Raw genomic sequence first — 25582 nt, forward strand, 5'->3', positions numbered from 1 at the left:
TTGCCGAGAACCGTGAACAAAAGGTTACCGGGTCCCTGCGACAGGATGACGAAAGGGTTAGGCGGCAACCATGGCGAAAATCGGCCCCGCTTCACGTTTCCGTGTGATCGCGACCACTGGTTGAACAAGGCTGGTTTGGCGACGCGACCGGCGCAAGGTTCCGCCCTGCGCGGGAAAAAAGACGCCTGTGGCAAAGTCGAGCGCAGGACCTCTTCCTTCGTGCGAAAGAAGAGGTCCTGCGCCCGACTCTAAAACGACTTTATCCCCGTGATCACACATGGGCGGCGAGGCGTTGAAGCCTTTGCCGCTTCGGCCCTGCCGCGTCGGCGTGTGGGAGTGGCTACCACCAGCCCCGCCGGATCGCCCCGGTCTCGCCGAAATAGTCCGGGGCCGGCTGCACCGCCGCCGGTTCCTGGGGCTCGGTCGCGGTGGCGACCGGGCGGCGCGGGGCCGGGCGGGGGGCGGTCTGCTGGGCCAGGTCCCGGTCGCGATGCGGCGTGGCGGCGGGGGTGCCGGTGGGCTTCGGCTTGGCGACCTTGGGCGCGGCGACCTTGGGCTTGTGGCCGGCCTCGGGCGGCAGCGCCTCGTTCGAGAGGCCGAGCGCCACCTTCACCCGGGCGTTGACGCCGTACAGGTCGGGCAGGCTGCGCAAGGTCCCGTTCGCGTCGGCCTCCAGGGTGAAGTAGGCGAGGTGGACCGGCAGCTTCTCGGGCAGCATCACGGTGCGCTCGCCCTTGCCGATCAGCTTCTGCAGCCGCTCCTGCGGCCAGTGCGATCCGAGCACCACCTGGGCGAAGCGGAACGGGTCGTCGACGCGCACGCAGCCGTGGCTCAGCGCCCGCTCGGAGCGGGAGAACAGGGTGCGGTTCGGCGTGTCGTGCAGGTAGACCGCGTGGTCGTTGGGGAACATGAACTTGATGAAGCCGAGCGCATTGCGCTCGCCCGGCGGCTGCCGGATGGCGATGCCGTTGCCGCGCTTCACCACCTGGTAGCCGAGGCGCGCCGCGTAGTTCGGATCGCGGGCGAGGCCGGGCAGAAACTGGCTCTTGAGGATCGAGGGCGGCACCGTCCAGGACGGGTTGACCACCGCGTAGGTCATCTCGCCCGAAAAGATCGGGGTCGGGGAATCCGGCTTGCCGACGATCACCCGGGCCTCGTCGAGGACGCGGCCATCGCGGATCACCCGGACCTTGTATTCGGGGATGTTGACGAAGACGTGGGTGCGGCCGAGATCCGCCGGTAGCCAGCGCCAGCGCTCCATGTTGGCGAGGAGGTCGGCCTCCTGCCGGTCCGGGCTCGGGCCGGCGAGGGCCGCCACGGTGGCAGGATCGAGAACGCCGCTCGCCTTCATTCCGCGCTGGCGCTGGAAGCTGGCCACCGCCGTCGCCACGCCCTCGTCGTAGGCGGTGGCGTCCTGCGCGCCGGTCAGGCCGAAGCGGGCGCGGATCAGCGGCACCCGCGCGTCGTGCATGCCGGCCTTCAGCGCCGGGCCCTTGGGCAGGCGCACCATCGGCACGGCGCGGTTCGGCTGCTGGGCCCGCAGGCTCGCGAGCTTGGCCTTGAGGGCGAGGTAGCCGGGCTGCCCCGGATTGTAGGCCTGGAGGAGGGCGCCGGCATTCGTCCCGGCCGGGGTGAGGCGGGTCAGCACCGCGTCGGCACCGGGCAGGTCGAGCTTCGGGGTGATGAAGCGCGACAGGCGCGAGGGTTCGAGGCGCCCGCCGCGGGCGTCGCGGGCATAGAGCACGGCCGCCGCCGAGAGCTTGAGGTCGGCCTCGGCCCGGTCGGCCGCCGTGGCGTGGGGCGGGTCGAGGAGCGGGATCGGGTAGGCGAGGGGGTCGAGACCGTCCTCGCCCGCGGCCTGCAGCCGGGCGATCACCGCCTTGGCGGCGTCGGACCAGCCGCTCTCCGTGAGCCAGACCGACTTGAAGGCGCCGAGCGCGTAGAAGGCCTGCATCGCCTCCCGCTGCTTCGTGTTCAGGCGGCGGATCAGCGTGAAGCTCGGATCGGCGAGGCGCGCCGCCACCGCCTCGGCCACCGGGTCGCCGGGGGCGGGCGCGGGCAGGGCGGGGGCAGCCGATTCCCCGGGGGCCGGCGGCGCGTCGGGCGCGGGCGGGGTTGGCGCGGCCGGAGGCGTCGCCGGCGGGACCGGCACGACCTCGGGCGAGACCGCGGCGGTCGCGGCCTTCGGCCCCTCGCTCTTCGGCGAATCGCCTTTGGGCAAATCGCCCTTCGGCAGCTCGCTCCCCGGAATCTCGGCCTTCGGGGCGGCGCTCTCGGGCGGGGCGGCGGCGGGGGCGGCCCTGTCCGGGATCGTGGTGATCGCGGGAGCCGCCGCGACCGGCACGGGAGTGCTCGCCGCGGCCTCGCCGGCCGCCGCTGCGGCGACGCCTTCGGCCCGGGCGCCCGGCTGGCCGAGCTGCGCCGCCAGCAGCACCGCGAGGGTCGCCGCCGCGCCGACGTTTCGGCCGGTCCTGCGCTTGGGAGCCATGGTCCTCTCCTCGAAGCCGCGGCCGGGAAGCGGCCACGCTGGATCATCTAGATCAGTCAACATGCCGGCGCAGGCCGCACCATCGCACGGCAGCCACACTCCGGCGGAATGCCGCCCCCAGGCCTTCACGACGGGTGCGATGGCGCACGGCAGTGTTCGCCGCGCGACATCGTTCCCGCTCGCCCGGCCGACGAGCCCTGAGCCCGTCAAATGCGGTTTTCTTCGGACCGGGCGGCAGGATCAGGCGGCGTCTTCCGCCTTCTCGTCGTCGAGGCCGAGTTCCTTCAACTTGCGATAGAGGGTCGAGCGACCGATGCCGAGCCGGCGCGACACCTCGGACATTCGCCCGCGATAGAATTGCAGGGCATAGCGGATGATCTCGCCCTCCAGCCCCTCCATCGTCTTCATCTCGCCGGTCTCCTCGGCCACGAGGGACAGGGCGTGGGGATCGCGCACCTCGACCCGGACGATCTCGCGCACCGGGGCCGGGGCGGTGCCGGGCTCAGGGGAAGCGGGGGCCGCGGGGATGCGCACGTCGAAGCCCTGGACCTGGGCGGCGATCTGGGGGAATTCCGCGATCGTCAGCTCGTCGCCGTCGGCGAGCACCACGGCGCGAAACAGCGCGTTCTCGAGCTGGCGCACGTTGCCGGGCCAGTCGTAGCGGGTGATGAGCGCCATCGCCTCCGCGGCGATGCCGCGGACCCGCTTGCCCTCCTCGGCCGCGAAGCGGGCGCAGAACGAGCGGGCGAGGTCCGGGATGTCCTCGCGCCGGGCCCGTAAGGGGGGCAGGGTCATCGGGAAGACGTTGAGGCGGTAGTACAGGTCCTCGCGGAAGCGGCCCTGCTTCACGAGGTCGAGGAGCGAACGGTTGGTCGCCGAGATCAGCCGGATGTCGACCCGCACGCTCTTGCGCCCGCCGACCGGATCGACCTCGCCTTCCTGCAGCGCGCGCAAGAGCTTCACCTGCGCGTCGAGGGGCAGTTCGCCGATCTCGTCGAGGAAGAGCGTGCCGCCCGAGGCCTCGACGAACTTGCCGAGATGGCGCTCGGTGGCGCCGGTAAACGCCCCCTTCTCGTGGCCGAACAGGGTCGATTCGACGAGGTTGTCGGGGATCGCCCCGCAATTGACCGTGACGAAGGGCTTGCCGCGGCGCTCGCCCGAGCCCTGGATCGCGCGGGCCAGCACCTCCTTGCCGACGCCGGACTCGCCCTCGATCAGGACCGGGATGGTGGATTTCGCCGCCCGCTCGGCGAGCCGCATCACCCGGCCCATGTCGGGGCTCTTCGAGGTGAGGTCGCGGAACGACAGCGCGCCGGACGCCCGCCGGCGCATCCGCCGGATCTCGTCCTGGAGCTGGTCGACCTGGAGGGCGTTGCGGATCGAGACCTGGAGCCGCTCGGGGCCGGCGGGCTTGACCACGAAGTCGATCGCGCCCGCCCGCATCGCGTTGACGACCGCGTCGATCGAGCCGTTCGCCGTCTGGACGATGACCGGCGTGTCGATGCCGGCCTTGCGCAATTCGGCCAGCACGCCGAGCCCGTCGAGGTCGCCCGGCATGGCGAGGTCGAGGAGCACCACGTCGATGCCGGCATCGGGGGCGCGCAGCGCATCGAGCCCGGCCGTCCCGCTCTCGGCGACCACCGCCTCGTACCCGAGGCGCCGGACCATGGCTTCCGCCAGGCGGCGCTGCACGGGATCGTCGTCGACGATGAGGACCGTGGTGGTCATCTGCTCTCCTCGGGGGACCGGGGCGGCGGCTCGCGCCGCCCGGGGCCTCGTTCCGTGTCCGGCGCCGCGCTCCGACGAGGGGGCGGCGCGAATCGCGGGACTGTTTCGTTTCGAGCCGCATGCTGCGCCACAACCGTAAAGTGCCCCTTAACGCCAACGGAAGGTTGCCCGTCCGGGGCCCGGTCGGCGGCACGGCGCGTGCTGGCGGGGCGGTGATCGCGCAATCGCCGCGGCCTCGGTTGATCGCGGGCCGGTGGGAGCCGATATGTGCCGGCGCACGCCCGACATTGCCTTCGCGCCCCGAGAGGAACACCCCCATGCCGCAGAGTGCCGCCGCACCGTCGGACAGCGCCCTGAGCACCGCCCAGGCCACGGCCCGCGCCGTCGATCTCGGGCCGCTGCCGGAATGGGACCTGTCGGACCTCTATGCCGGGCTCGACGACCCGGCCTTCGCCGACGATCTCAAGCAGGCCGAGGCCGAGTGCCGGGCCTTCGCCGAGAGCTATCGCGGCCGGGTCGCCGGGCTCGCGGCGGGCGACGGCGCCCCCGACCGGCTCGGCACCGCGGTCGCCGCCTACGAGGCGATCGAGGATCGGCTCGGCCGGCTGATGTCCTATGCCGGCCTCGTCTATTCGGGCGACACCACCGATCCGGCGCGGGCGAAGTTCTACGGCGACACCCAGGAGCGCCTGACCGCCGCGGCGAGCGACCTCCTGTTCTTCACCCTCGAGCTCAACCGGGTCGAGGACCGGCTGATCGACGAGGCCGCCGCCCACCCGCCGCTGTCGCGCTACCGGCCCTGGCTCGAGGATATCCGCCGCGAGAAGCCGCACCAGCTGAGCGACGAGGCGGAAAAGCTCTTCCTCGAGAAGTCGGTGACCGGCCGCGCCGCCTGGAACCGGCTGTTCGACGAGACCATCGCGTCGCTGCGCTTCCCCCTGCGGGGCGAGGAACTGACGCTGGAGCCGACCCTCAACAAGCTCCAGGACCCGGACGAGGCCGTGCGCCGGGACGCGGCCGGCGCGCTGAGCCACGTGTTCCGGTCGAACCTGCGGGTGTTCACGCTGATCACCAACACGCTGGCCAAGGACAAGGAGATCTCCGACCGCTGGCGCGGCTTCACCGACGTGTCGGATGCCCGCCACCTCGCCAACCGGGTCGAGCGCGACACCGTCGAGGCGCTGGTCGCCGCCGTTCAGGCGGCCTATCCGCGCCTGTCGCACCGCTACTACACGCTGAAGGCGCGGTGGTTCGGGCGCGACAGCCTGGCCTATTGGGACCGCAACGCGCCGCTGCCGAAGGTCGAGCAGCGCACGATCCCCTGGGCCGAGGCCCGCGAGACCGTGCTGTCGGCCTACGGCGCGTTCTCGCCGAAGATGGCCGAGATCGCCCGGCGCTTCTTCGACGGCAGCTGGATCGACGCGCCGGTGCGCCCCGGCAAGGCGCCGGGCGCCTTCGCGCATCCGACCGTGCCCTCGGCCCATCCCTTCGTGCTGGTCAACTACCAGGGCAAGCCGCGGGACGTGATGACGCTCGCCCACGAGCTCGGCCACGGCGTCCACCAGGTGCTGGCGGGGCCCAACGGCGCGCTGATGGCCCCGACGCCGCTGACGCTGGCCGAGACCGCCAGCGTGTTCGGCGAGATGCTGACCTTCCGGCGGGTGCTGGAGGCCACCACCGACCCGGTCCAGCGCCGGGCGATGCTGGCCGCCAAGGTCGAGGACATGATCAACACGGTGGTGCGCCAGATCGCGTTCTACGCCTTCGAGCGCAAGGTCCACCTCGCCCGCCGGGAGGGCGAGCTGACCGCCGAGAAGATCTGCGAGCTCTGGATGTCGGTCCAGGCCGAGAGCCTCGGCCCGGCGATCCGCCTCGACGAGGGCTACGAGCCCTACTGGGCCTACATCCCCCACTTCATCCACTCGCCGTTCTACGTCTACGCCTACGCCTTCGGCGACTGCCTGGTGAACTCGCTCTACGGCGTCTACCAGCGGGCGAACGGCGACCCGGCGGCGGAGGAGGCCTTCGTCGAGCGCTACTTCGCGCTCCTGTCGGCCGGCGGCAGCCGGCCCTACGGCGAACTCCTGGCGCCGTTCGGGCTGGATGCCCGCGACCCGGCCTTCTGGCAGATCGGCCTCTCGATGATCGAGGGCATGATCGCGGAGCTGGAGGCGATGGAGGCGTGAGGGTGCCGGCCGGCGGCCGATGATCCGGCCGTCGGTTCGGGCGTCGCGTTTCGGGGTCGCGGATCGGTGGGTGAGGGCTGGCAAGCCTCCCCCTTCTCCCACTTGCGGCCTCATCCTGAGGTATCAGTCGATCGCGGATCGACCGACCTCGAAGGAGGGCTTCAGAAATCTCCGAGCCTGCTGGAGACCTCCTTCCAGGTCAGCCCATCTTCGATGGGCTGACGCCTCAGGATGAGGGTGTGGGTGGGATGAAAAATCTCCCACGATACGGGGATCGTTGGTTGAGGGGGCCTGAGAAGAAGGCAGGAACCGCGGCCGAAAACTCAGGCCCCCTCACACCCCCGCCGCCCCGCCATCCGAGCGCGGATCGTGCGTCGCCTCGATCCGGCCGTTGCCCGGGTGGCGCACCAGCAGGCCGGCATGGCCCAGCGAGTCGATGTAGGAGCCGCCCAGCTCCTCGACCTCGTGGCCCATCCGCGCCAGCGCCGCGATGCAGGCGGAGTCGAACCGGTCCTCGACCTTCACGGTCATCGAGTCCGCACCCCAGGTGCGGCCGAACAGAAGACGCGGCGCGTCCACCGCCTCGGCCACGCCCATGCCGTAGGTGGCGTACCGGGTGAAGACCTGGGCCTGGAATTGCGGCTGCCCGTCGCCGCCCATGCTGCCGTAGGACATGACCCGCCCGTCGGCGAGCACGGCAAGGGCCGGGTTGAGGGTGTGGAACGGCCGCCGCCCCGGCTCCAGCGGGTTGACGGCCTTGGGATCGAGCGAGAACGCGATGCCGCGGTTCTGCCAGGTGATGCCGGTGCGCGGCAGGACGAGGCCGGAGCCGAATTCCCAGTAGACCGACTGGATGTAGGAGACCGCGACGCCGTTCGCATCGATCGCCCCCATCCACACCGTATCGCCGTCGCCGACCGGGCGCACGGGGTAGGGCGAGGCCCGGTCCATGCGGATCGCCGCGGCCTCGGCCGCCAGGCGCTCCGGCGTGAGGAACGCCGCGGGATCGTGGCGCAGGCGGTCGAAGTCGGTCACCACCGCGTCGCGGATCCGGAAGGCGCGCTTCGTCGCCTCGATCAGGCCGTGGTAATGCGCCGCCGTCTCGGGCCGGATGCGGCCCAGCCGCTCGTAGAGGCCGAGGATCGTCAGCGCCGCGAGGCCCTGGCTCGGTGGCGGGCAGTTGTAGACCGTCCCGCCCGAGAGCTTCAGCGACAGCGGCGCCCGCGACACCGCCCGGTAGCGCTGGATATCGGCGCGGGTGACCGGGCTGCCGGCCCGTTCGAGATCGGCGGCGATCTCGCGGCCGACATCGCCGCGGTAGAAATCGTCGAGCCCGGCATGGCCGAGCTGCTCGAGCGTCGCGGCGAGCGCCGGCAGCGCCCGTTTCACGCCGGCCTTCGGCGGCTTGCCGTCGACCAAAAAAGTGTCCTTGAAGCCCGGCTGGTCGTGGAGCGTGTCGAGTTCCTTCGGCACGTAGCGCGCCTCGGAGGCCGAGACCGCCACACCCTCGCGGGCGTGGCGCACGGCATCGGACAGGACGAGGTCGAGGGGCAGGCGCCCGCCGAGATCGCGGGCGATCTCGTGCGCCAGCGCCCAGCCGCCGACCGCGCCGGCCACCGTCAGGGCCGCGTCGGGCCCGCGCTCGGGGATCGTCTCGTGGCCCTTGTCGCGGTAGCGCTCGATCGTCGCGAGGCTGCCGGCCGGGCCGCAGGCCTCGATCGCCCGCACGACGCCGGTCGGGCCGCGGATCAGCCAGAAGCCGTCGCCGCCGAGGCCGTTCATGTGGGGATAGACCACCGCGATGGTCGCCGCCATGGCGAGCATCGCCTCGACGGCGTTGCCGCCCTCGGCGAGGATCGCCCGGCCGGCCTCGGCCGCGAGGTGGTGGGGGGCCGCGCAGGCGGCGCGGGCGAAGACGGGGGTCTCGGGCATCGGGGGCTTGGATGTCTCTCGGCTTTGGATGGCTTGCGGCTTTGCAAGGCTTGCGGCTTTGGATGACGGGCGGCTTGCGGTGACGTTACGAAATCGACGGGCAGGGGGCCGCGCGGTTGCGCGGGGCCGCCGGTTCAGGCTAGTCCCCGGAGCCGTGAAACGATAGGCGCCTTGCCCGCCCGTCGCCCCGCCATCCAGCACAAGGGTCAGGCCGCGTGCCCGCATCAGCTTCCCTCAAGCCCCGCAGCCTCGTCACCATCCTCAGCATCATGGTGCTGGTCGGCGTCGAGGTGTTCGCGGTGGCCATCGCGGCGGGCTGGGCGCTCGCCGGCATCTTCGAGCTCGGCGACACCGTCGGCCACGTCCTGATGGTGCTGTTCAGCCTCTGCGCCCTCTACATCATGGTCCAGCTCTGGCGCCGGGCCACCAGCATCGAGCCGATCCGCTAGGGCGCCTCCCGATGATCGACCGTCGCAGTCTGCTCGCCGGCGCCGCGCTCCTGCTCGCCTCCGGCCCCGAGGTCCTGAGCGCCGAACTGCCCCTCGGCACGCCGGAGCCGTTCAGCTTCGAGGCCCTGAAGGCCCGGGCGAGGGAGATGGCCGCCAAGCCCTACGCGCCGCCCGCGATTCCCGACCGCGACGTGCTGCAGGCGATCGACTACGACGCCCACGGCAAGCTCAAGTTCAAGCCCGACCATGCGCTCTGGGCCGACGGCCCGAGCGCCTTCCCGGTCACGTTCTTCCATCTCGGCCGCTACTTCCAGAAGCCGGTGCGGATGCACGTCGTCGAGGGAGGCCAGGCGCGCGAGATCGTCTACGATCCGGCCGCCTTCGAGATGCCGGCGGATTCCCCCGCACGGCGGCTGCCGCCGAATCCGGGCTTTGCCGGCTTTCGCTTCCAGGAGCGCCGCGGCGGCCCCCTCGACTGGCGCCGCAACGACTGGGTGGCCTTCCTCGGCGCCTCGTATTTCCGGGCGATCGGCGAGCTCTACCAGTACGGCCTCTCGGCGAGGGGGCTCGCCCTCGACACGGTGATGCCCGACCGGCCGGAGGAATTCCCGGACTTCACCCATGTCTGGTTCGAGACCCCGGCGTCGGATTCCGACACCGTCACGGTCGTGACGCTGCTCGACGGCCCCTCGGCCGCCGGCGCCTACCGCTTCAGGATGCGGCGCACCAAGTCGGTGGTGATGGACATCGAGGCGAGCCTGCACCTGCGCAAGGATGTCGGCCGCTTCGGCCTCGCGCCGCTCACCTCGATGTACTGGTTCTCCGAGACCGCCAAGCCCACCGCCGTGGATTGGCGCCCGGAGGTGCACGATTCCGACGGGCTGGCGCTCTGGACCGGCACCGGCGAGCGGATCTGGCGGCCCTTGCGCAACCCGCCCCGCACCATGGTGTCGGCCTTCTCGGACGAGCGCCCGCGCGGCTTCGGGCTGATGCAGCGCGACCGCCTGTTCGACCACTACCAGGACGGCGTCTACTACGACCGCCGGCCCTCGCTCTGGGTCGAGCCCCTGGGTGATTGGGGCAAGGGCAGCGTCCAGCTGGTCGAGAACGCCACCGACGACGAGATCCACGACAACGTGGTGGCGATGTGGGTGCCGGCCGAACCCGCCCGCGCCGGCTCCTCGCACGACCTCGCCTACCGCCTGCACTGGGTCGCGGGCGAGCCCTATCCGAGCAACCTCGCTCGCGTCGTCGCCACCCGCGAGGGCAATGGCGGCCAGGCCGGCACCGACCGGCCGAAGGGCGTGCGCAAGTTCGTGGTCGAGTTTTTGGGCGAACCCCTCGGCCGCCTGCCCGCCGGGGTGAAGCCGGAGGCCGTCCTCACCGCGTCGCGCGGCACCTTCCCGCTTGCCCGCACCGAGGCGGTACCGGACGACGTGCCGGGCCATTGGCGGGCCGAGTTCGATCTGGCGGTCACGGGCGCGGAGCCTGTCGAGCTGCGGCTCTTTCTGCGCCGCGGGGACGAGACGCTGAGCGAGACCTGGACGTATCAGTATATTCCGGCGGCGTGACGCCGTTGCTTCCTGGATCATCGTCCGACGAAACGGCCATCGGATCGTCGGATGATGATCATGAGCATTTTCCGACGAAGTGGATACCGGTTCGTCGCAGAAAATGCGGCAAATCCAAAGATTTAGAGAGCTTCGCGATTGCAAGGCGATCGTGAATCGCTCTAATCATCGTAGTGCCATCGGCATTGCGCGATCTCGAGGGTATGGGTCGAGCCGGAACCGCTCACACGATAGACGAGTCGGTGCTCCCCCGAGATCCGGCGCGACCACCAACCCTTGAGCTTGAACTTCAAAGGCTCGGGCTTGCCCGTCCCGGTGAAGGGCGTGCGTTTGATCTCTTTGATGAGAGCATTGATCCGCTCCAGCGTGGCCGTGTCCTCACCCTGCCAGAACACATAATCGCTCCAGGCATCGTCCGAGAAGGTCAACTTCATCCCCCGGCGGCCCCCTCAGGGCTGATCGGGTTCGATGAGCGCGCGTTCGATCGTTTGACCTGCGTCGAGCTGCTCGATCGACCGCATCAGTCGCCGGGCATTGGCGGGCGTGCCCAGCAGGTGCAGGGTCTCCCGGAGGCTCTCCAACTCGGCGAGTGGCAGCAACACCAGCGGTTCGTGACCCTGGCGGGTGACGACCAGCTCTTCGCGGTCACGCTCGACCCTGTCGAAATGGGCGGCGATGCTCTGTCGAAAGTCGGTCAGGCTCACATGAGTCATGGCTAGCCTCTGTACGTCATCACGTACATATCTCGTGCCGACATCGCCGCCAAGGGGCCGTGCATCGGAAGCGGTCGGGTCTTGGTGTCCGCCGCCGCCACATAGTCCGGGGGCGAGTTGCCGTTGCCAGGCACATCCATCCCCCTATCCCAGCCGGACGCGTGTCCGGCCCTGTGCGCTTGCTCCAGGCGGGGCGAGATCGAGGCAGGCCGGTGGCTTTGCGGCCTCGCCTGGACATCGCAAAGAAGCCCCGCGGCTCGCGCCGCAGGGCTTCTCTTTTGGTCATAGGGTCGGAGGGCGTCAGCCCACCCGCACCCGCCAGATCTCCTCGGCGTATTCCCGCATCGTCCGGTCCGACGAGAACCACGCGGTCCGCGCGGTGTTGAGGATCGCCGATTTCCACCAGGTCTTCGGCTTGCGCCAGGCCGCGTCGACCTCGCGCTGGGCGCGCCAGTAATCGTCGAAGTCGGCGGTGAGCAGGAAGCGGTCGCCGTGGGTCAGTTCGTCGACGAGCGGGCGGAAGCGGCCCGGCTCGCCCGGCGAGAACCCGCCCGCGGCGATCATGTCGAGGGCAGCGCGCAGACGGGGCGAGGCCGCGATGGCGCGGGCGGCGTAGCCCGGCTGGCTCTGCGTGCGCTGGACGCCGGCCGCGTCGAGGCCGAAGATGAAGATGTTGTCGGGACCGACATGGTCCTTGATCTCGATATTGGCGCCGTCGAGCGTGCCGATGGTGAGCGCGCCGTTGAGCGCCAGCTTCATGTTGCCGGTGCCCGAGGCCTCCAGGCCCGCGGTCGAGATCTGCTCCGAGAGGTCCGCCGCCGGGATGATCGATTCGGCGAGGCTCACCGAGTAGTTCGGCACGAAGGCCACCGTCAGGCGGCCGGCCACGTCCGGATCGGCGTTGACGCGCTTGGCCACGTCGCTGGCAAGCCGGATGATCAGCTTGGCCTGATGGTAGCTCGGCGCGGCCTTGCCGGCGAAGAGCTTGACCCGGGGCGTCCAGTCGCGGTGCGGCTCGGCCTTGATCGCCTGGTAGAGCGCGACCGTCTCCAGGATGTTGAGGAGCTGGCGCTTGTATTCGTGGATGCGCTTGATCTGGACGTCGAACAACGCCTCCGGATCGAGGGTGATGCCGGTGCGATCCTCGACCACGCGGGCGAGGGCTTCCTTGCGGTCCCGGCGCACCGCCGCGTAGCGCGCCTGGAAGCTCGCATCGTCGGCGAAGGCCGCGAGCCCTTCGAGGTGGCGCGGATCGTCCAGCACCTTCGCGCCGACCGCCTCGACGGCGAGCGCGGTGAGGCCCGGATTGGCGTTGTGGAGCCAGCGCCGGAAGGTGATGCCGTTGGTCTTGTTGACGATCTTGTCGGTGTCGAGGGCGTGCAGCGGTGCGAACACCGTCTGGCGCATCAGCTCGGTGTGGAGCGCCGAGACGCCGTTGACGCGGCGCGCGCCCAGGAAGGCGAGATGGCCCATGCGGACGCGCTTGCCGTGGCTCTCGTCGATCAGCGAGACCTCGGCGAGGTGCTCGGGCGAGCTGCCGTGCTTCGACACCTCCTCGAGGTGCATCCAGTTGATCAGGTAGATGATCTGCATGTGGCGCGGCAGCAGCCGCTCCATCAGCTCCACCGGCCAGGTCTCCAGGGCCTCCGGCATCAGGGTGTGGTTGGTGTAGCCGAGCGTCTGGGTGGTGACGTGCCAGGCATCCTCCCAGGACAGGCCGTGGACGTCGACGAGGAGCCGCATCAGCTCCGGCACGGCGATGGCCGGGTGGGTATCGTTGAGCTGGATCGCCGCGTGATCGGGCAGCGAGCGCAGGTCGCCGCGCTCGGCGACGTGGCGGCGCACCAGATCCTGGAGCGAGGCCGAGGTGAAGAAGAATTCCTGGCGCAGGCGCAGTTCCTGGCCGGCCGGCGTGCCGTCGCTGGGATAGAGCACCCGCGAGATCGCCTCGGCCCGGGCGCGCTCGGCGACCGCCCCGACATGGTCGCCGGCATTGAAGCGGGCGAGGTCGATCGCCTCGGGCGCGCGGGCGGCCCAGAGGCGGAGCGCATTGACGTGCTTGGCGCCCCGCCCGATCACCGGGGTGTCGTAGGGCACGGCGCGCACGGTCTCGGCCGGGCGCCAGACGCGGCGCAGGGTGCCGTCCGGCTGGACGGTCATGGCGACGTCGCCGCCGAAGCCGACCTCGCACGTCGCCTCGGCCCGCTCGAACTCCCAGGGGTTGCCCTCGGCAAGCCAGGTCTCCGGCACCTCGCGCTGCACCCCGTCCTCGATCACCTGCCGGAAGAGGCCGTGATCGTAGCGGATGCCGTAGCCGTAGGCGGGAATGGCGAGGCTCGCCATGCTCTCCATGAAGCAGGCGGCGAGCCGCCCGAGGCCGCCATTGCCGAGCGCCGCGTCGGGCTCGGCGCCGGCCACCGCGTCGAGATCGACGTCGAGGCCGGCGAGCGCCGCCCGCACGGTCTCGGCGACGCCGAGATTGCCCATCGCGTCGGAGAGCAGGCGGCCGATCAGGAATTCCAGGGAGAGGTAGTGCACGCGCTTCGGGGGCACGATCCCGGCCGAGATGGCGCTGGCGGCGACGGCCCGGTCGCGCAAGGCCAGGGCGGTCGCGACGAACCAGTCGCGGTCGCGGGCGGTGGCGGGCGTCTTGCCGAGGGCGTAGGCGAGCTTGGCCAGGATCGCGGTGCGCATCACCGTGACGTCGTCGCCCGCGGGCGCCACGGGCGCGGCTTGCGGCATCCAGGAGCGCGGCGCCTCGGCGGCATCCCGCGAGGTCTCGTCACGGCGGCGACCGGTCAGAACAGCTTCGTTGAGCACCTTGGAACCCCCTTCCTTGCCGTAGGTCTTTCCGGTGCTGCAGCGCGATCTCGCGTCGCGTGCTGTGCAGCAAACCTTCGGCCACGGCAGTATCGTGTGGCTATGGAACGGCGATGTCGAGACGCCTGGGCCAAGCTTGACCACACGATTGATCGCGTGTTGCTGCCCCGACACGTCTCATGGGAACGCGACTTGATTTTGGCGAACCGGCCTGAAGCGAGTGTGAACGCATTCGAGATCGTCCGCACGTCCGACCTTAGGGTTAAACGATGCCCTTAGGGAATGGCCAACCGACGGAGCAGGGTTGCACCTCCGGTCTGGCGTCACGCCCGCGCTCCCGCTCTTGCCGGCGGTTGGGCATCGACGCGGGTCGATGCCCCATCGGTGTCGCTACCGCCCGACGATGGCGTCATGACGGTGCCTCGGCGTCATCATCGTGTCTTGGCTGTACGATGTGTCTTGGTGGTCCGGCATGTCGCGGCGGTCCGATCGGGTCGGCGAGACGATCGCCTCGCGATCCCTGATGCGGGCCCGCCACGCCCCGGACCTCCGTGAGAACGACGGGGGAACCGGAGGCGGGGAAGCGGTTTCCCGCAAGGCACCCCCGGCCGAGGGTGGATCGATCGTAAGCATTACGATCGTGCACGATATATAACGGTGCCCGCCCGTCCGCTCAACCCCGGCCGCATCCCGATGGCCGCACGCCGCCGCCGCGTCGCCGGTCTCATCCGATGAAACCCGCCCGCGAAGCTTGATCAGGAGACCCGCATGACCGAGGACGCGAAGCCCGCCCGCCTGCTCGCGGGAGAGCTGTGGTGGAAGGCCGGCATCGTCTACCAGGTCTATCCGCGCTCGTTCCAGGACACGAACGGCGACGGCGTCGGCGACCTCAGGGGCGTGACCGCCCGGCTCGACTACCTCGCCTGGCTCGGGGTCGACGCGGTGTGGCTGTCCCCGGTCTGCCGCTCGCCGATGGCCGATTACGGCTACGACGTCTCGGATTACTGCGACATCGATCCGCTCTTCGGCACGCTCGCCGATTTCGATGCTCTGGTGGCCGAGGCGCATCGCCGGCGCCTGCGGGTGATCATGGACTTCGTGCCCAATCACACCTCGCAGGACCATCCGTGGTTCCGCGAGGCCCGCGCCTCGCGCGACAACCCCAAGCGCGACTGGTACATCTGGCGCGATCCCGGACCCGACGGCGGTCCGCCGAACAACTGGATCAGCAATTTCGGCGGCCCGGCCTGGACCCTCGATCCGGCGACCGGGCAATACTACTACCACGCCTTCCTGCGCGAGCAGCCGGACCTGAACTGGCGCAACCCGCAGGTGCGCGCCGCGATGATGGACGTGCTGCGCTTCTGGCTCGATCGCGGCGTCGACGGGTTCCGGGTCGACGTGATCTGGCACCTGATGAAGGACGAGGCGCTCCGCGACAATCCGGCCAACCCGGATTACGTGGCCGGCGAGCCCGAGATCAACCGCCTCCTCCAGATCCATTCCGCCGACCAGCCCGAGGTTATGGGGGTGATCGCCGAGATGCGGGCGGTGCTGGAGGAATACGACGCCCGGGTGCTGATCGGCGAGATCTACCTGCCGCTGGAGCGGCTGGTGGCCTATTACGGCACCGACCTGTCGGGCGCGCACCTGCCGTTCAACTTCCAGCTGATCCAGACGCCCTGGCACGCGCCCGCCGTGGCGCGGCTGATCGAGGAATACGAGGCGGCCCTGCCCGAAGGCGGCTGGCCGAACTGGGTGCTGGGCAACCACGACCAGCCCCGCATCGCCGCCCGGGTCGGCGACGCGCAGGCCCGGGTGGCGGCGGTGCTGCTGCTGACCCTGCGGGGAACGCCGACGCTCTATTACGGCGACGAGATCGGGCTCGGCCGGGTGCCGATTCCCCCCGAGCGCGTGCGCGACCCCTGGGAGCACAACGAGCCCGGCCGCGGCCGCGACCCGGAGCGCACCCCGATGCAGTGGCAGCCCGGCCCGCAGGCGGGCTTCTCCACCGTCGAGCCATGGCTGCCCCTCGATCCGCAGGCCCAGACCCGCAACGTCGAGGTGCTGCGGGACCAGTCCGATTCGATCCTCACCCTGCACCGCCGCCTGATCGCCCTCCGCCGCGAGCATCCGGCCTTGAGCGTCGGCACCTACCGCCCGATCTCGGCCGCGGGCGACGTGCTGATCTACGAGCGCCGCCACGCCGACGAGACGATCCGGGTCGCCCTCAATTTCGGGCACGAGGCTTGCAGGATAGAGGCTTGCAGGATCGAGGCGGGCCACGGCGAGCCCAGGGTGGATGGCGTCGGCGGGGCAGGGGAGGACTGGGAAGTCCTCCTGTCGAGCGCCGGGGGCCGGCGGGGAGAACGGGCGCCCGAGGGGTATTTCGCACTTGCGGGAGACGAGGCGCTGGTGCTGATCCGCCGCGCGGCGGTCGCGGCGGGCTGATCCGCCTATTCCCCGCCTAAGCTCCGATCTCACGCGGCACAGCTTTCCATCCGGGGCGCGAATTCGGGATTTTTCTTGTCTTTTACGAGAAAAATCTTGCTGCCCCGGAATTGCATGATATTGTTGCGATGCAACGGAACCAAAGCGGGAGTCGTGCGTTGTCGTGGCAGTACGTCGCGGTTTCGTCCGCTCGCAATCCGTCCGGCTCGCGGCGTGAGGGCTCATTCATGACATTTCCGGCGTCGACGCGGTCGGCCTGGCATTCGCCGGCCGTGTCGTCTGGCGGCTCCCCGCGGGAGGCCGTCGAGAGGCTGCGCGGCTCGCTGAAGCCGCGGATCCTCTACGCCACCCCGGAGATGGCGGATTTCGTGAAGACCGGGGGCCTCGGCGAGGTCGCGGCCTCGCTGCCCCGGGCCCTGCGCCAGCATTACGACGTGCGCATCCTGATCCCGGGCTATCGCCAGGTCGTCGAGCGCCACCCCGAGATTCCGGTCGTCGCCCACCTTCCCGGCAATGCCGAGATGCCGCCCTGCGACCTCGGCCTGATCGAGACCGGCGACGGCCTGCCGGTCTACGTCATCCTCAATTCCGGCCTCTACGAGCGCGACGGCTCGCCCTACGGCGACCAGGGCGTCGACTTCCCCGACAACGACCTGCGCTTCGGCCGCCTCAGCCTCGCGGCCGCCGAACTCGCGCAGGGCCTCGACGCCGAATGGCGCGCCGACCTCCTGCACCTCAACGACTGGCAGACGGCGCTGGCGCCCGCCTATCTCGCCTGGCGCGGCCTGCGCACGCCGAGCGTGCTGACGATCCACAACCTCGCCTATCAGGGCCTGTTCCCGTGGGAGACCCTCGGCCGCATCGGCGTGCCGGAGAGCGCCTTCCACATCGACGGGGTCGAGTTCTACGGCAAGCTCTCCTTCCTGAAGGCCGGCCTGTACTACGCCTCCCACGTCACCACCGTGAGCGAGACCTACGCCCACGAGATCACCACGCCGGAATTCGGCTGCGGCCTCGACGGCTTGCTGCGCACCCGCGCCCATCAGGGACGGCTCGCCGGCATCCTCAACGGCATCGACGAATCCTGGGATCCGCGCACCGACCTCCACCTCGCCACCCGCTTCGAGCCCGACGACTGGAAGGGCAAGCGTGCCAATGCCGACGCGGTGCGCACCCGCTTCGGCCTCGGCGTGTCGCGCGGTCCGCTCTTCGCCATCGTCTCGCGCCTCGTCCATCAGAAGGGCGTCGATCTCACCCTCGCGGCGGCCGAGTCGATCGTCGCCGAGGGCGGCCAGCTCGTGGTCACCGGCCAGGGCGAGCCGCGCTTCGAGGCCGCCTTCCTCGATCTCGCCCGGCGCCATCCCGGCTCGGTCGGGGTGCGGGTCGGCTTCGAGGAGACCGATGCCCACCGGATGTTCGCGGGCAGCGACTTCCTGCTGATGCCCTCGCGCTTCGAGCCCTGCGGCCTCGCCCAGATGTATGCCCAGCGCTACGGCTCCCTGCCGATCGTCCACCGCACCGGCGGGCTGGCCGACACGGTCGAGGACGGCGTGACCGGCTTCCTGTTCGGCGAATCCTCGCTCAAGGGCCTGAGCGGCGCCATCCGCCGCGCCTTTGACGTCTTCGCCTCGAAGCGCCGCCTCGGCGCCATGCGGCGCAACGCCATGTCGCGGGAGTTCGGCTGGGATCAGGCCGCCGACGGCTATTCCTCGCTCTACACCCGCGTCGTCGGCAATGGCGGCGAGCTGATGCGGGCGCGCGCCGTCGCCTGAGGCGGATCGCTCGTGACCGGCCGATTCCCGGTCGTCCACTCTTCCGGTCTTCCAAGACCCCGCGGTGCCCCCGGCACCGCGGGGTCTTTCGCGTTCGGCCCGCCTCCACCCCGCCGCAGGACGCCAAAACGCCGAGACGCCAAAACGCCGAGACGCTTGACATCTGCCCCTACGGCAGGAATACATGAGCACGTGTTCATGTGTCGATGAGAGGCCGCGTGAAGGTCCTGTCGCCCGAGCAGGTCGGTGACGTGGCGGAGGTCTTTCGGCTCCTCGGCGAGCCGAATCGTCTGCGCATCGTGCTGGCCTGCCTGGAGACGGAGCGGACCGTCGGCGAGATCGGCGAGGCCCTCGGCCTGTCGCAATCGCTGACCTCGCACCACCTGCGCCTGTTGCGGACGGCCCGCATCCTGCGGGCGATCCGCCACGGCCGGCATGTCGCCTACGCGATCGACGACGATCACGTGCGCGACGTGCTGCGCAACATGGTGGCCCACTTCACCGAGCCGCACGACCACGGCCACGATCACTCCCACGATCACTCGCACCACGAGGAACCCTGACCCATGACCAGCCCCAACGTCGAGACCGTGAAGTGCGCCTGCGAGGACTGCGTCTGCACGGTCCCGGTGGCGAAGGCCGTCTCCCGCGACGGCAAGTCCTTCTGCTGCGAGGAATGCGCCGAGGGTCATCCCCACCATGCCGGCTGCGACCACGCCGGCTGCACCTGCCATGGCTGATCGGCCCGCCGGGGTCGTGCGTCCGGCCCCGGCATGCTCTAAAGCCCCGGACACAGGTGCGTCCGGGCTCCATCCGGACGGGGGATGGATGAGCCGATGATCGCGGGCTGGACGGTGGTGCTGGCGGCCCTCGTCTACATCTGCGCCCTGTTCGCGGTCGCCCATTGGGGCGACGTGGCGGGGCGGACGCTGATGCGCGACGCGCGGGTGCGGCCGACGATCTACGCCCTGTCGCTCGCGGTCTACTGCACCTCCTGGACCTTCTTCGGCTCGGTCGGCCTCGCCAGCCATACCGGCCTCGACTTCCTCACCATCTATGTCGGCCCGGTCCTGGTGGTCGGGCTGGGGTACCGGCTGGTCGCCCGGGTGGTGCGGATCGCCAAGGCCCAGAACTCGACCTCGATCGCCGATTTCATCGCCGCCCGCTACGGCAAGAGCGAGCGCATCGCCGCGCTGGTCTGCCTGATCTCGGTGGTCGGCGCCGTGCCCTACATCGCCCTGCAATTGCGGGCGGTGGCGGCCTCGCTCCAGGTCTTCCTGCGCACCACCGACGGGGTCGGGGTCTCGGCCGGCATGCTCGGCGATCTCGGCCTGTTCGTCGCCCTGGTGCTGGCGGGCTTCGCGGTCGCCTTCGGCACCCGGCACGCCGACGCCACCGAGCACCAGGACGGGCTGACCCTCGCGGTGGCGCTCGAATCCCTCGTCAAGCTCGTGGCCTTCATCACCGTCGGCGGCTTCGTGGTCGGCTGGATGCTGCGGGACGCTCCCCCCGTCCCGGTGCCCGGCATCTCCCTCGGCGCCCTGGTCGGGCAGACCTCGGGCCCCGCGACGCTGATCGTCCAGGTCCTGCTCTCGGCCGCCGCCGTGCTGCTGCTGCCGCGCCAGTTCCACATGGCGGTGGTGGAGAACCGGGCGGTCGCCGATGTCGGGCGCGCCGCCTGGACCTTCCCGCTCTACCTCGTGCTCATCAACCTGTTCGTGGTGCCGCTCGCGCTCGCCGGCCTCGCGCTCTTCCCGGAGGGCACGGTCCAGCGCGACATGACGGTGCTGGCGCTGCCGCTGCACGAGCGGGCCGACGGCATCGCCCTCGTGGCGTTCATCGGCGGGCTGTCGGCGGCGACCGCGATGGTGATTGTCGAATCGGTCGCGGTGGCGATCATGATCTCGAACCACCTCGTCATCCCGGTGGCGCTGCGCCGGCGCAACCTCGTGGCCGGCGCGCCCCCGTCGCCGGAGCCCGGCGCCTCGGATCTCGGCGGCTACGTGCTGGTGGTGCGCCGCATCGCGATCGTCGCGGTGGTGCTGGTGGCCTACGCCTATTCGCGGGTCGCCGGCGAGGTGGCGCTCGCCTCGATCGGGCTCCTGTCCTTCGCCGCCGTGGCGCAGATCGGCCCGGCCTTCATCGGCGCGCTCTACTGGGGCCGCGGCACCGGCACGGGTGCCGCCGCGGGCCTGATCGTCGGGTTCGCGGTCTGGCTCTACACCCTGCTGCTGCCGAGCCTCGTCACCGGGGAGGGCTGGGCCGCCTCGCTCATCGCCGACGGCCCCTTCGGCATCGAGGCCCTGAGCCCGACCGCGCTGATGGGCATCGAGGACGTGCCGCGCCTCGTCCACGGCACGCTGTGGAGCCTCGGGCTCAACGCGCTCGCCTACGTGGCGTTCTCGCTCCTGCGTCCGCCGAGCGCGATCGAGCGGCTGCAGGCCGAGGCCTTCGGGCAGGTGTCGGGCCAGATGTCGGGGCTCGACGAGGCCGGGCGCGTGACGCCGAGCTTCCGGCTGTTTCGCAGCGCCGTGACCCTGGGCGAGCTGCGCGCCACGGTCGCCCGCTTCCTCGGCGAGGAGCGGGCGGCACGGGCCTTCAAGGATTTCGCCCAGGCGCAGGGGCGCGGGCCCCTGCCGGACGACGCGGTGGCGGGCCTGCCCGAGCTGCGCCACGCCGAGCATCTGCTCGCCTCGGCGATCGGCGCCTCCTCGGCCCGGCTCGCCCTGTCGCTGGTGCTGCGCCGGCGCAACGTCTCGCCGCGGGCGGCCTTGAAGCTCCTCGACGACGCCTCGGCGGCGTTCCAGTACAGCCGCGACATCCTCCAGCACGGGCTCGATCACGCCAAGCAGGGCATCACGGTCTTCGACCGCGACATGAAGCTGATCGTCTGGAACCGGGCCTTCGCCGACCTCTACGACCTGCCGGCCGGGATGATCCGCACCGGCATCGGGCTCGAGGCGATCGTGCGCTACAACGCGGGCCGGGGCGCCTACGGGGTGCGCGACGCCGACACCCTGGTGGCCGAGCGCATCGCCGCCTTCCGGCTCGAATCCGGGCCGCAGCGCCTGCGGCTGCATCCGAGCGGCCGGGTGATCGAGATCCGCGCCAACCTCCTGCCGAACGGCGGCGTGGTGGCGACCTATACCGACGTGACCGACTCGGTCGCCGCCGAGGAGGCCCGCACCCGCCTCAACGAGGAGCTGGAGAGCCGGGTGCGCGAGCGCACCGAGGAGCTGACACGCCTCAACGCGGCGCTCACCCGGGCCAAGGCCGAGGCCGAGGATGCGAACGCCTCGAAGACACGCTTCCTGGCGGCGGCCAGCCACGACATCCTCCAGCCCCTCAACGCGGCCCGGCTCTACGCCAGCGCGCTGGTCGAGCGCGACCGCGGCAGCGATCCGACGCTGGCCGAGAACGTCGACGCTTCCCTCGACGCCGTCGAGGAGATCCTGACCGCCCTGCTCGAGATCTCGCGCCTCGATACCGGCTCGCTGAAGCCCCAGCTCTCGATCGTGCGGGTCTCGGACCTCTTCCGCCAGGTCCAGCGCGAGTTCGGCCCGATGGCGCAGGAGAAGGGGCTGGGCCTCACCGTCATGCCCTCGTCCCTCGCCCTGCGCTCCGACCGGCAGCTCCTGCGGCGGCTGCTGCACAACCTCGTCTCGAACGCGATCAAGTACACGCCGAAAGGCCGCGTGCTGGTGGGCGCGCGCCGGCGCGGCGACCGGGTGGTGCTGATGGTCTGCGATACCGGGCTCGGCATCCCGGCCGCGCAGCAGAGGCTGGTCTTCCGCGAGTTCCAGCGCCTCGACCAAGGTGCGCGGGTCGCCCGCGGCCTCGGCCTCGGCCTCTCGATCGTCGAGCGGACCGCGCGGCTCCTCGACCATCCGGTGACCCTTGCCTCCACGCCCGGGCGCGGCTCGGCCTTCTCGGTCGCGGTACCGGACGCCCCCGTGAGGCCGTCCCTCGAGGTGCAGGGCGAGGCACCCCGCCCTGCCACCGTGCCGCTCGCCGGCCTCACCGTGCTCGCCGTCGACAACGAGCCGGCGATCGTCGACGGGATGCGGGTGCTGGTCGGCAACTGGGGCTGCACGCTCCACACCGCCGGCTCGCTCAGCGAGGCGCTCGCCCTGGTGCTCGGCGGCGCGCTCCGCCCGGACGTGATCGTCGCCGACTACCACCTCGACCAGGGCACCGGCCTCGACCTCATCGCCGGCTTGCGGGCCGCGCTCGCCGCCGACATCCCGGCGGTACTGCTCACCGCCGATCGCTCGCCCGGCGTGCGCGATGCCGCCGCGGCGCAGCGGGTCCAGGTGCTGAACAAGCCGCTGAAGCCCGCGGCGCTCCGCGCCCTGCTGACCCAGTGGCGCGGCCGCCAGGCCGCGGAATAGGCGGCGGACCCGAGGGATGCGCCCTCAGTGCCGCACCCACATCACCCGCGCCATCCAGGCGATCTCGGCGGCCGGGATCACCCGGTCGGGCGCGCCGGGCAGCGGCCCCTTCAGCTCGGCGGCCCGGGGGGTGCGCCGGCGCAGCTCGGCCGCCAGGATGTCGCCCCGGTCGAGGCAGGTCACCACGCGGTCGCCCGTGCGCATCTCCGCGTGGGGGCAGACCACCAGCACGTCGCCCTCCCGGTAGAGGGGCGTGAGGCCTCCACCCCGGACCTCGATGGCGAAGCAGCCCTCGCCGAGGCCCGGCAGCTCCATTTCCTGGAGCATGCCGCCGCGGCCCGGCAGGCCGTCGGCCCCGAGCGGCTTCGCCACGCTGCCGCTGTCGATCACCGGCACCGTGATGCGCGATTCGGGCGGGGAGGCCGGGAGGCGCGGCTCGATCAGGCGCAGGAACTCGTCGAGCGTGGCGCCGGTCGCCGCCAGGACCTTGGCGAGGGATTCCGTCGACGGCCAGCGCTTGCGGCCGTCGGGACTGACCCGCTTGGATCGGTTGAAGCTCGTCGCGTCGAGGCCGGCACGGCGCGCGAGGCCCGACGCCGTCAGGTTGTTGCGTTGGGCCAAGTGATCGATCGCGGACCAGATTCGCTCGTGGGACAGCATTGGAAACCTGGCGTGCCGCGGTCGGTGTTCACCACCGAACTATCAAATGTAAACTACCGAACCGTCGCCGAAAGGCAACGGCGTTGCCGCTTCGTCCCGTGCCCGCTATCGCTCGCCCGCCCCCCGAGGAGATCCGCGGCCCCCATGTCCCTCATCTACAAGATCTGCCCCGCCGCCCTGTGGCGGGCGGCCGAGGCGGCCGGCCGGTTCGACGGTGCGCCGGTCGACCTGGCGGACGGCTACATCCATTTCTCGACCGCCGCGCAGGCCCCCGAGACCGCCGCCAAGCACTTCTCGGGACAGGATGATTTGCTCCTCGTCGCGGTCGAGGCCGAGGCCCTGGGCGAGGCCCTGCGCTTCGAGCCCTCCCGCGGCGGCGCGCTGTTCCCGCATCTCTACGGCCCGCTGCCGCTCTCCGCCGTCCGCTCGGTCGCGCCGCTGCCGGTCGGCTCCGACGGTTGTCACGTTTTTCCTGATTCCATCGGAGGTTGACCGTGCTCCAGGCCGTCTTCCCGTTCGTCCGTCCCCTGCTGCACGCCCTCGATCCCGAGACTGCCCATACCCTGACCCTGGGGGGCCTCTCGCGCCTTCCTCTGCGTGATCCGCCGGCCGACGATCCCCGGCTCCGTGTAACGGTTATGTCGCGCACCTTCCCCAACCCGGTCGGCCTCGCGGCCGGGTTCGACAAGGGCGCGCAGGCGCCGGACGCGCTGCTCGGGCTCGGCTTCGGCTTCGTCGAGGTCGGCGGGGTGGTGCCCCGGCCGCAGCCCGGCAATCCGCGCCCGCGGGTCTTCCGGCTGCCGGAGGACGGGGCGGTGATCAACCGGTTCGGCCTCAACAGCGAGGGGCTGGCGGTGGTGCGCGCCCGCCTCGAGGCCCGCCGCGGCCGGCCCGGCATCGTCGGGGTCAATATCGGGGCCAACAAGGAGGCGACGGACCGGCTGGCCGATTACGTCGCCTGCACGAAGGGGCTGGCCGGCCTCGTCGACTTCATCACCGTCAACGTCTCCTCGCCCAACACCCCGGGCCTGCGCGACCTCCAGGGCGAGGCCTTCCTCGACGATCTCCTCGCCCGGGTGGTCGCGGCCCGCGACGAGGCGGGGGCGGGCACCGCCGTGCTGCTCAAGATCGCGCCGGATATCGGCCTCGACGGCCTCGACGCGATGACCGCCACCGCCCGGCGCCGCGGCATCGACGCACTCGTGGTCTCGAACACCACCGTGGCGCGGCCGGCGAGCCTGCGGGCGGCGGCGAAGGCCGAGACCGGCGGCCTGTCCGGCCGGCCGCTCTTCTCGCCCGCGACCCGGCTCCTCGCCGAGACCTACCTGCGGGTCGGTACCGCGCTGCCGCTGATCGGCGTCGGCGGGGTCGATTCGGCGGAGGCCGCCTGGACCAAGATCCGGGCCGGGGCGAGCCTGGTCCAGCTCTACTCGGCCCTCGTCTATGCGGGTCCGGGCCTCGTGCGCGACATCAAGGCCGGGCTGGTCGAGCGGATGGAGGCCGAGGGCGTGCCGAGCCTCGCCGGGATCGTCGGCCGCGACGCGGCGGACCTGGCGACGTCGGCCTGACGGATCACAGCTCCGGGTTGGTCGGCTCGGTGCGCCGGGCCACGACCGTGTAGCAGAGGCGCTTCTGACCCAGCAGCGACTGGCGGTGATACGTCACCGCCGATTCGCCGAAGCCGAGAATCGCCAGCAGCTCCTGCATCGTCGTCGGCGCGATGGTCCACCAGGCATCGAAGCGGATCCGCTGGTCGCTGCGCGGCAGGAGGAAGACCGGCAGGCCGACCCGGCGCGGCAGGAAGCGCAGGAGATGCAGCGATTTCGGCAGCATCTCGGTCACCACCACGGTCTCGCGGGTGAGCCGCAGGACGCCGTGGAGCGCCCGGAACGGGTCGCGCAGGCGCGTGAGCGCGTTGCCCAGCACCGCGATGTCGACGGGACCCACCGCCTCCGGCACATCGTAGAGCGAGCCGCCCGCCCGCCGCGCCCGGGAGCCGAGGGCGGCGTGGGCGTACCAGTAGGCGTTCTCGAACCGATGCAGGTGGTTGCGGATCTCCGGCGCGATCACGGCGCGCTCGAAATCCGGGTAGGGCACCATCTCCCAGCAGGCCTCGCCGGAAAAGTCGTAGGCCACCACCTCGGCGCCCCGCGCCTCCATGGCGAAGCCGAGGAAGCCGCTGGTGGCGCCGAAATCGAGCACGCGCTTGCCCGCCACCGCGACGCCGCCGAGATAGGCGTCGAGCCCCGCCCGCAGGTCCCAGGTCCCCGGCACGGTGCCGTGCCCGGGCAGGTCGATCGTGTGGTTGAAGGTGCACGCCGCCGGGTCGTCCACCACCCGCGGGGCGAGGAACGGCGGGGCGGGCTGCGTGGGCGGATCCGCCATCATCTTGCGGGAGTCATCGTGTGGGGTTCGTCTCGT

The 25582-nt window shown here is 71.1% G+C and carries 18 protein-coding genes; 10 read left to right on the forward strand and 8 right to left on the reverse strand.

Annotation, left to right across the window (positions count from 1 at the left end):
• Nucleotides 1–340 precede the first annotated feature (340 nt).
• Both miv_RS02650 and miv_RS02655 read right to left on the reverse strand, forming a co-directional pair.
• On the reverse strand, nucleotides 341–2488 hold the full coding sequence (locus tag miv_RS02650; protein WP_207181308.1) for a L,D-transpeptidase family protein: 2148 nt from the start codon (nucleotides 2486–2488) through the stop codon (nucleotides 341–343).
• A 240-nt stretch (nucleotides 2489–2728) separates the two neighbouring features.
• The gene (locus miv_RS02655) at nucleotides 2729–4216 is read right to left on the reverse strand and encodes a sigma-54-dependent transcriptional regulator (RefSeq protein ID WP_207181310.1); all 1488 of its coding nucleotides are present in this window, start codon (nucleotides 4214–4216) and stop codon (nucleotides 2729–2731) included.
• A gap of 317 nt (nucleotides 4217–4533) precedes the next feature.
• On the opposite strand from miv_RS02655, the gene miv_RS02660 reads away from it, so the two are divergent.
• Nucleotides 4534–6402: a M3 family oligoendopeptidase gene (locus miv_RS02660; protein WP_207181312.1), complete on the forward strand. Its 1869-nt coding sequence runs from the start codon at nucleotides 4534–4536 to the stop codon at nucleotides 6400–6402.
• Between the two features lie 333 nt (nucleotides 6403–6735).
• Here the strand turns inward: miv_RS02660 and miv_RS02665 are convergent, their stop codons facing one another.
• On the reverse strand, nucleotides 6736–8334 hold the full coding sequence (locus miv_RS02665; RefSeq protein ID WP_207181315.1) for a gamma-glutamyltransferase family protein: 1599 nt from the start codon (nucleotides 8332–8334) through the stop codon (nucleotides 6736–6738).
• A gap of 269 nt (nucleotides 8335–8603) precedes the next feature.
• Here miv_RS02665 and miv_RS02670 point away from each other — a divergent pair, with 269 nt between their 5' ends.
• Both miv_RS02670 and miv_RS02675 read left to right on the forward strand, forming a co-directional pair.
• Nucleotides 8604–8783, forward strand: a complete 180-nt coding sequence (locus miv_RS02670) for a hypothetical protein (protein WP_048430596.1) — start codon at nucleotides 8604–8606, stop codon at nucleotides 8781–8783.
• 11 nt (nucleotides 8784–8794) lie between these two features.
• Nucleotides 8795–10354 carry an OpgD/OpgG family glucan biosynthesis protein gene (locus tag miv_RS02675; protein WP_207181316.1) on the forward strand — a complete coding sequence of 520 codons (1560 nt, stop codon included), beginning with the start codon at nucleotides 8795–8797 and terminating at the stop codon, nucleotides 10352–10354.
• A 161-nt stretch (nucleotides 10355–10515) separates the two neighbouring features.
• Here miv_RS02675 and miv_RS02680 read toward each other — a convergent pair whose 3' ends face one another.
• The 3 genes from miv_RS02680 to miv_RS02690 form a co-directional block, all read right to left on the reverse strand.
• Complete coding sequence (locus miv_RS02680) at nucleotides 10516–10788, reverse strand: Txe/YoeB family addiction module toxin (RefSeq protein WP_207181318.1); 273 nt, start codon at nucleotides 10786–10788, stop codon at nucleotides 10516–10518.
• A gap of 15 nt (nucleotides 10789–10803) precedes the next feature.
• Complete coding sequence (locus miv_RS02685; RefSeq protein WP_048430593.1) at nucleotides 10804–11067, reverse strand: type II toxin-antitoxin system Phd/YefM family antitoxin; 264 nt, start codon at nucleotides 11065–11067, stop codon at nucleotides 10804–10806.
• A gap of 300 nt (nucleotides 11068–11367) precedes the next feature.
• On the reverse strand, nucleotides 11368–13887 hold the full coding sequence (locus miv_RS02690) for a glycogen/starch/alpha-glucan phosphorylase (protein WP_207181320.1): 2520 nt from the start codon (nucleotides 13885–13887) through the stop codon (nucleotides 11368–11370).
• 768 nt (nucleotides 13888–14655) lie between these two features.
• On the opposite strand from miv_RS02690, the gene miv_RS02695 reads away from it, so the two are divergent.
• The 5 genes from miv_RS02695 (at nucleotide 14656) to miv_RS02715 (ending at nucleotide 22501) form a co-directional block, all read left to right on the forward strand.
• Entirely contained in the window at nucleotides 14656–16338 is a 1683-nt protein-coding gene (locus tag miv_RS02695; RefSeq protein ID WP_207181322.1) for an alpha-amylase family glycosyl hydrolase, read from the forward strand.
• Between the two features lie 227 nt (nucleotides 16339–16565).
• A complete protein-coding gene (glgA, locus tag miv_RS02700; protein WP_207181324.1) occupies nucleotides 16566–18110 on the forward strand; it encodes a glycogen synthase GlgA in 1545 nt (514 codons plus the stop codon).
• A gap of 218 nt (nucleotides 18111–18328) precedes the next feature.
• On the forward strand, nucleotides 18329–18673 hold the full coding sequence (locus tag miv_RS02705; protein WP_244748831.1) for an ArsR/SmtB family transcription factor: 345 nt from the start codon (nucleotides 18329–18331) through the stop codon (nucleotides 18671–18673).
• 3 nt (nucleotides 18674–18676) lie between these two features.
• Nucleotides 18677–18850, forward strand: coding sequence for a metallothionein (locus miv_RS02710; RefSeq protein ID WP_207181326.1), 174 nt, complete (start codon nucleotides 18677–18679; stop codon nucleotides 18848–18850).
• Nucleotides 18851–18946: 96 nt separating this feature from the next.
• Nucleotides 18947–22501 carry a PAS domain-containing hybrid sensor histidine kinase/response regulator gene (locus tag miv_RS02715; protein ID WP_207183364.1) on the forward strand — a complete coding sequence of 1185 codons (3555 nt, stop codon included), beginning with the start codon at nucleotides 18947–18949 and terminating at the stop codon, nucleotides 22499–22501.
• Nucleotides 22502–22525: 24 nt separating this feature from the next.
• On the opposite strand, the gene miv_RS02720 is transcribed toward miv_RS02715, so the two are convergent.
• The gene (locus miv_RS02720) at nucleotides 22526–23161 is read right to left on the reverse strand and encodes a S24 family peptidase (RefSeq protein ID WP_048430589.1); all 636 of its coding nucleotides are present in this window, start codon (nucleotides 23159–23161) and stop codon (nucleotides 22526–22528) included.
• Between the two features lie 144 nt (nucleotides 23162–23305).
• Between miv_RS02720 and miv_RS02725 the strand changes: the two genes are divergently transcribed.
• Together miv_RS02725 and miv_RS02730 are read left to right on the forward strand one after the other, a co-directional pair.
• The gene (locus miv_RS02725) at nucleotides 23306–23653 is read left to right on the forward strand and encodes a DUF952 domain-containing protein (protein WP_048430783.1); all 348 of its coding nucleotides are present in this window, start codon (nucleotides 23306–23308) and stop codon (nucleotides 23651–23653) included.
• A 2-nt stretch (nucleotides 23654–23655) separates the two neighbouring features.
• Nucleotides 23656–24729 carry a quinone-dependent dihydroorotate dehydrogenase gene (locus tag miv_RS02730; RefSeq protein ID WP_058617419.1) on the forward strand — a complete coding sequence of 358 codons (1074 nt, stop codon included), beginning with the start codon at nucleotides 23656–23658 and terminating at the stop codon, nucleotides 24727–24729.
• 4 nt (nucleotides 24730–24733) lie between these two features.
• Here the strand turns inward: miv_RS02730 and miv_RS02735 are convergent, their stop codons facing one another.
• Nucleotides 24734–25546, reverse strand: coding sequence for a class I SAM-dependent methyltransferase (locus miv_RS02735; RefSeq protein WP_207181327.1), 813 nt, complete (start codon nucleotides 25544–25546; stop codon nucleotides 24734–24736).
• Nucleotides 25547–25582: the final 36 nt, after the last annotated feature.

The sequence above is a fragment of the Methylobacterium indicum genome (genome assembly GCF_017347565.1).
GTDB classification, from domain to species: Bacteria; Pseudomonadota; Alphaproteobacteria; order Rhizobiales; family Beijerinckiaceae; genus Methylobacterium; species Methylobacterium indicum.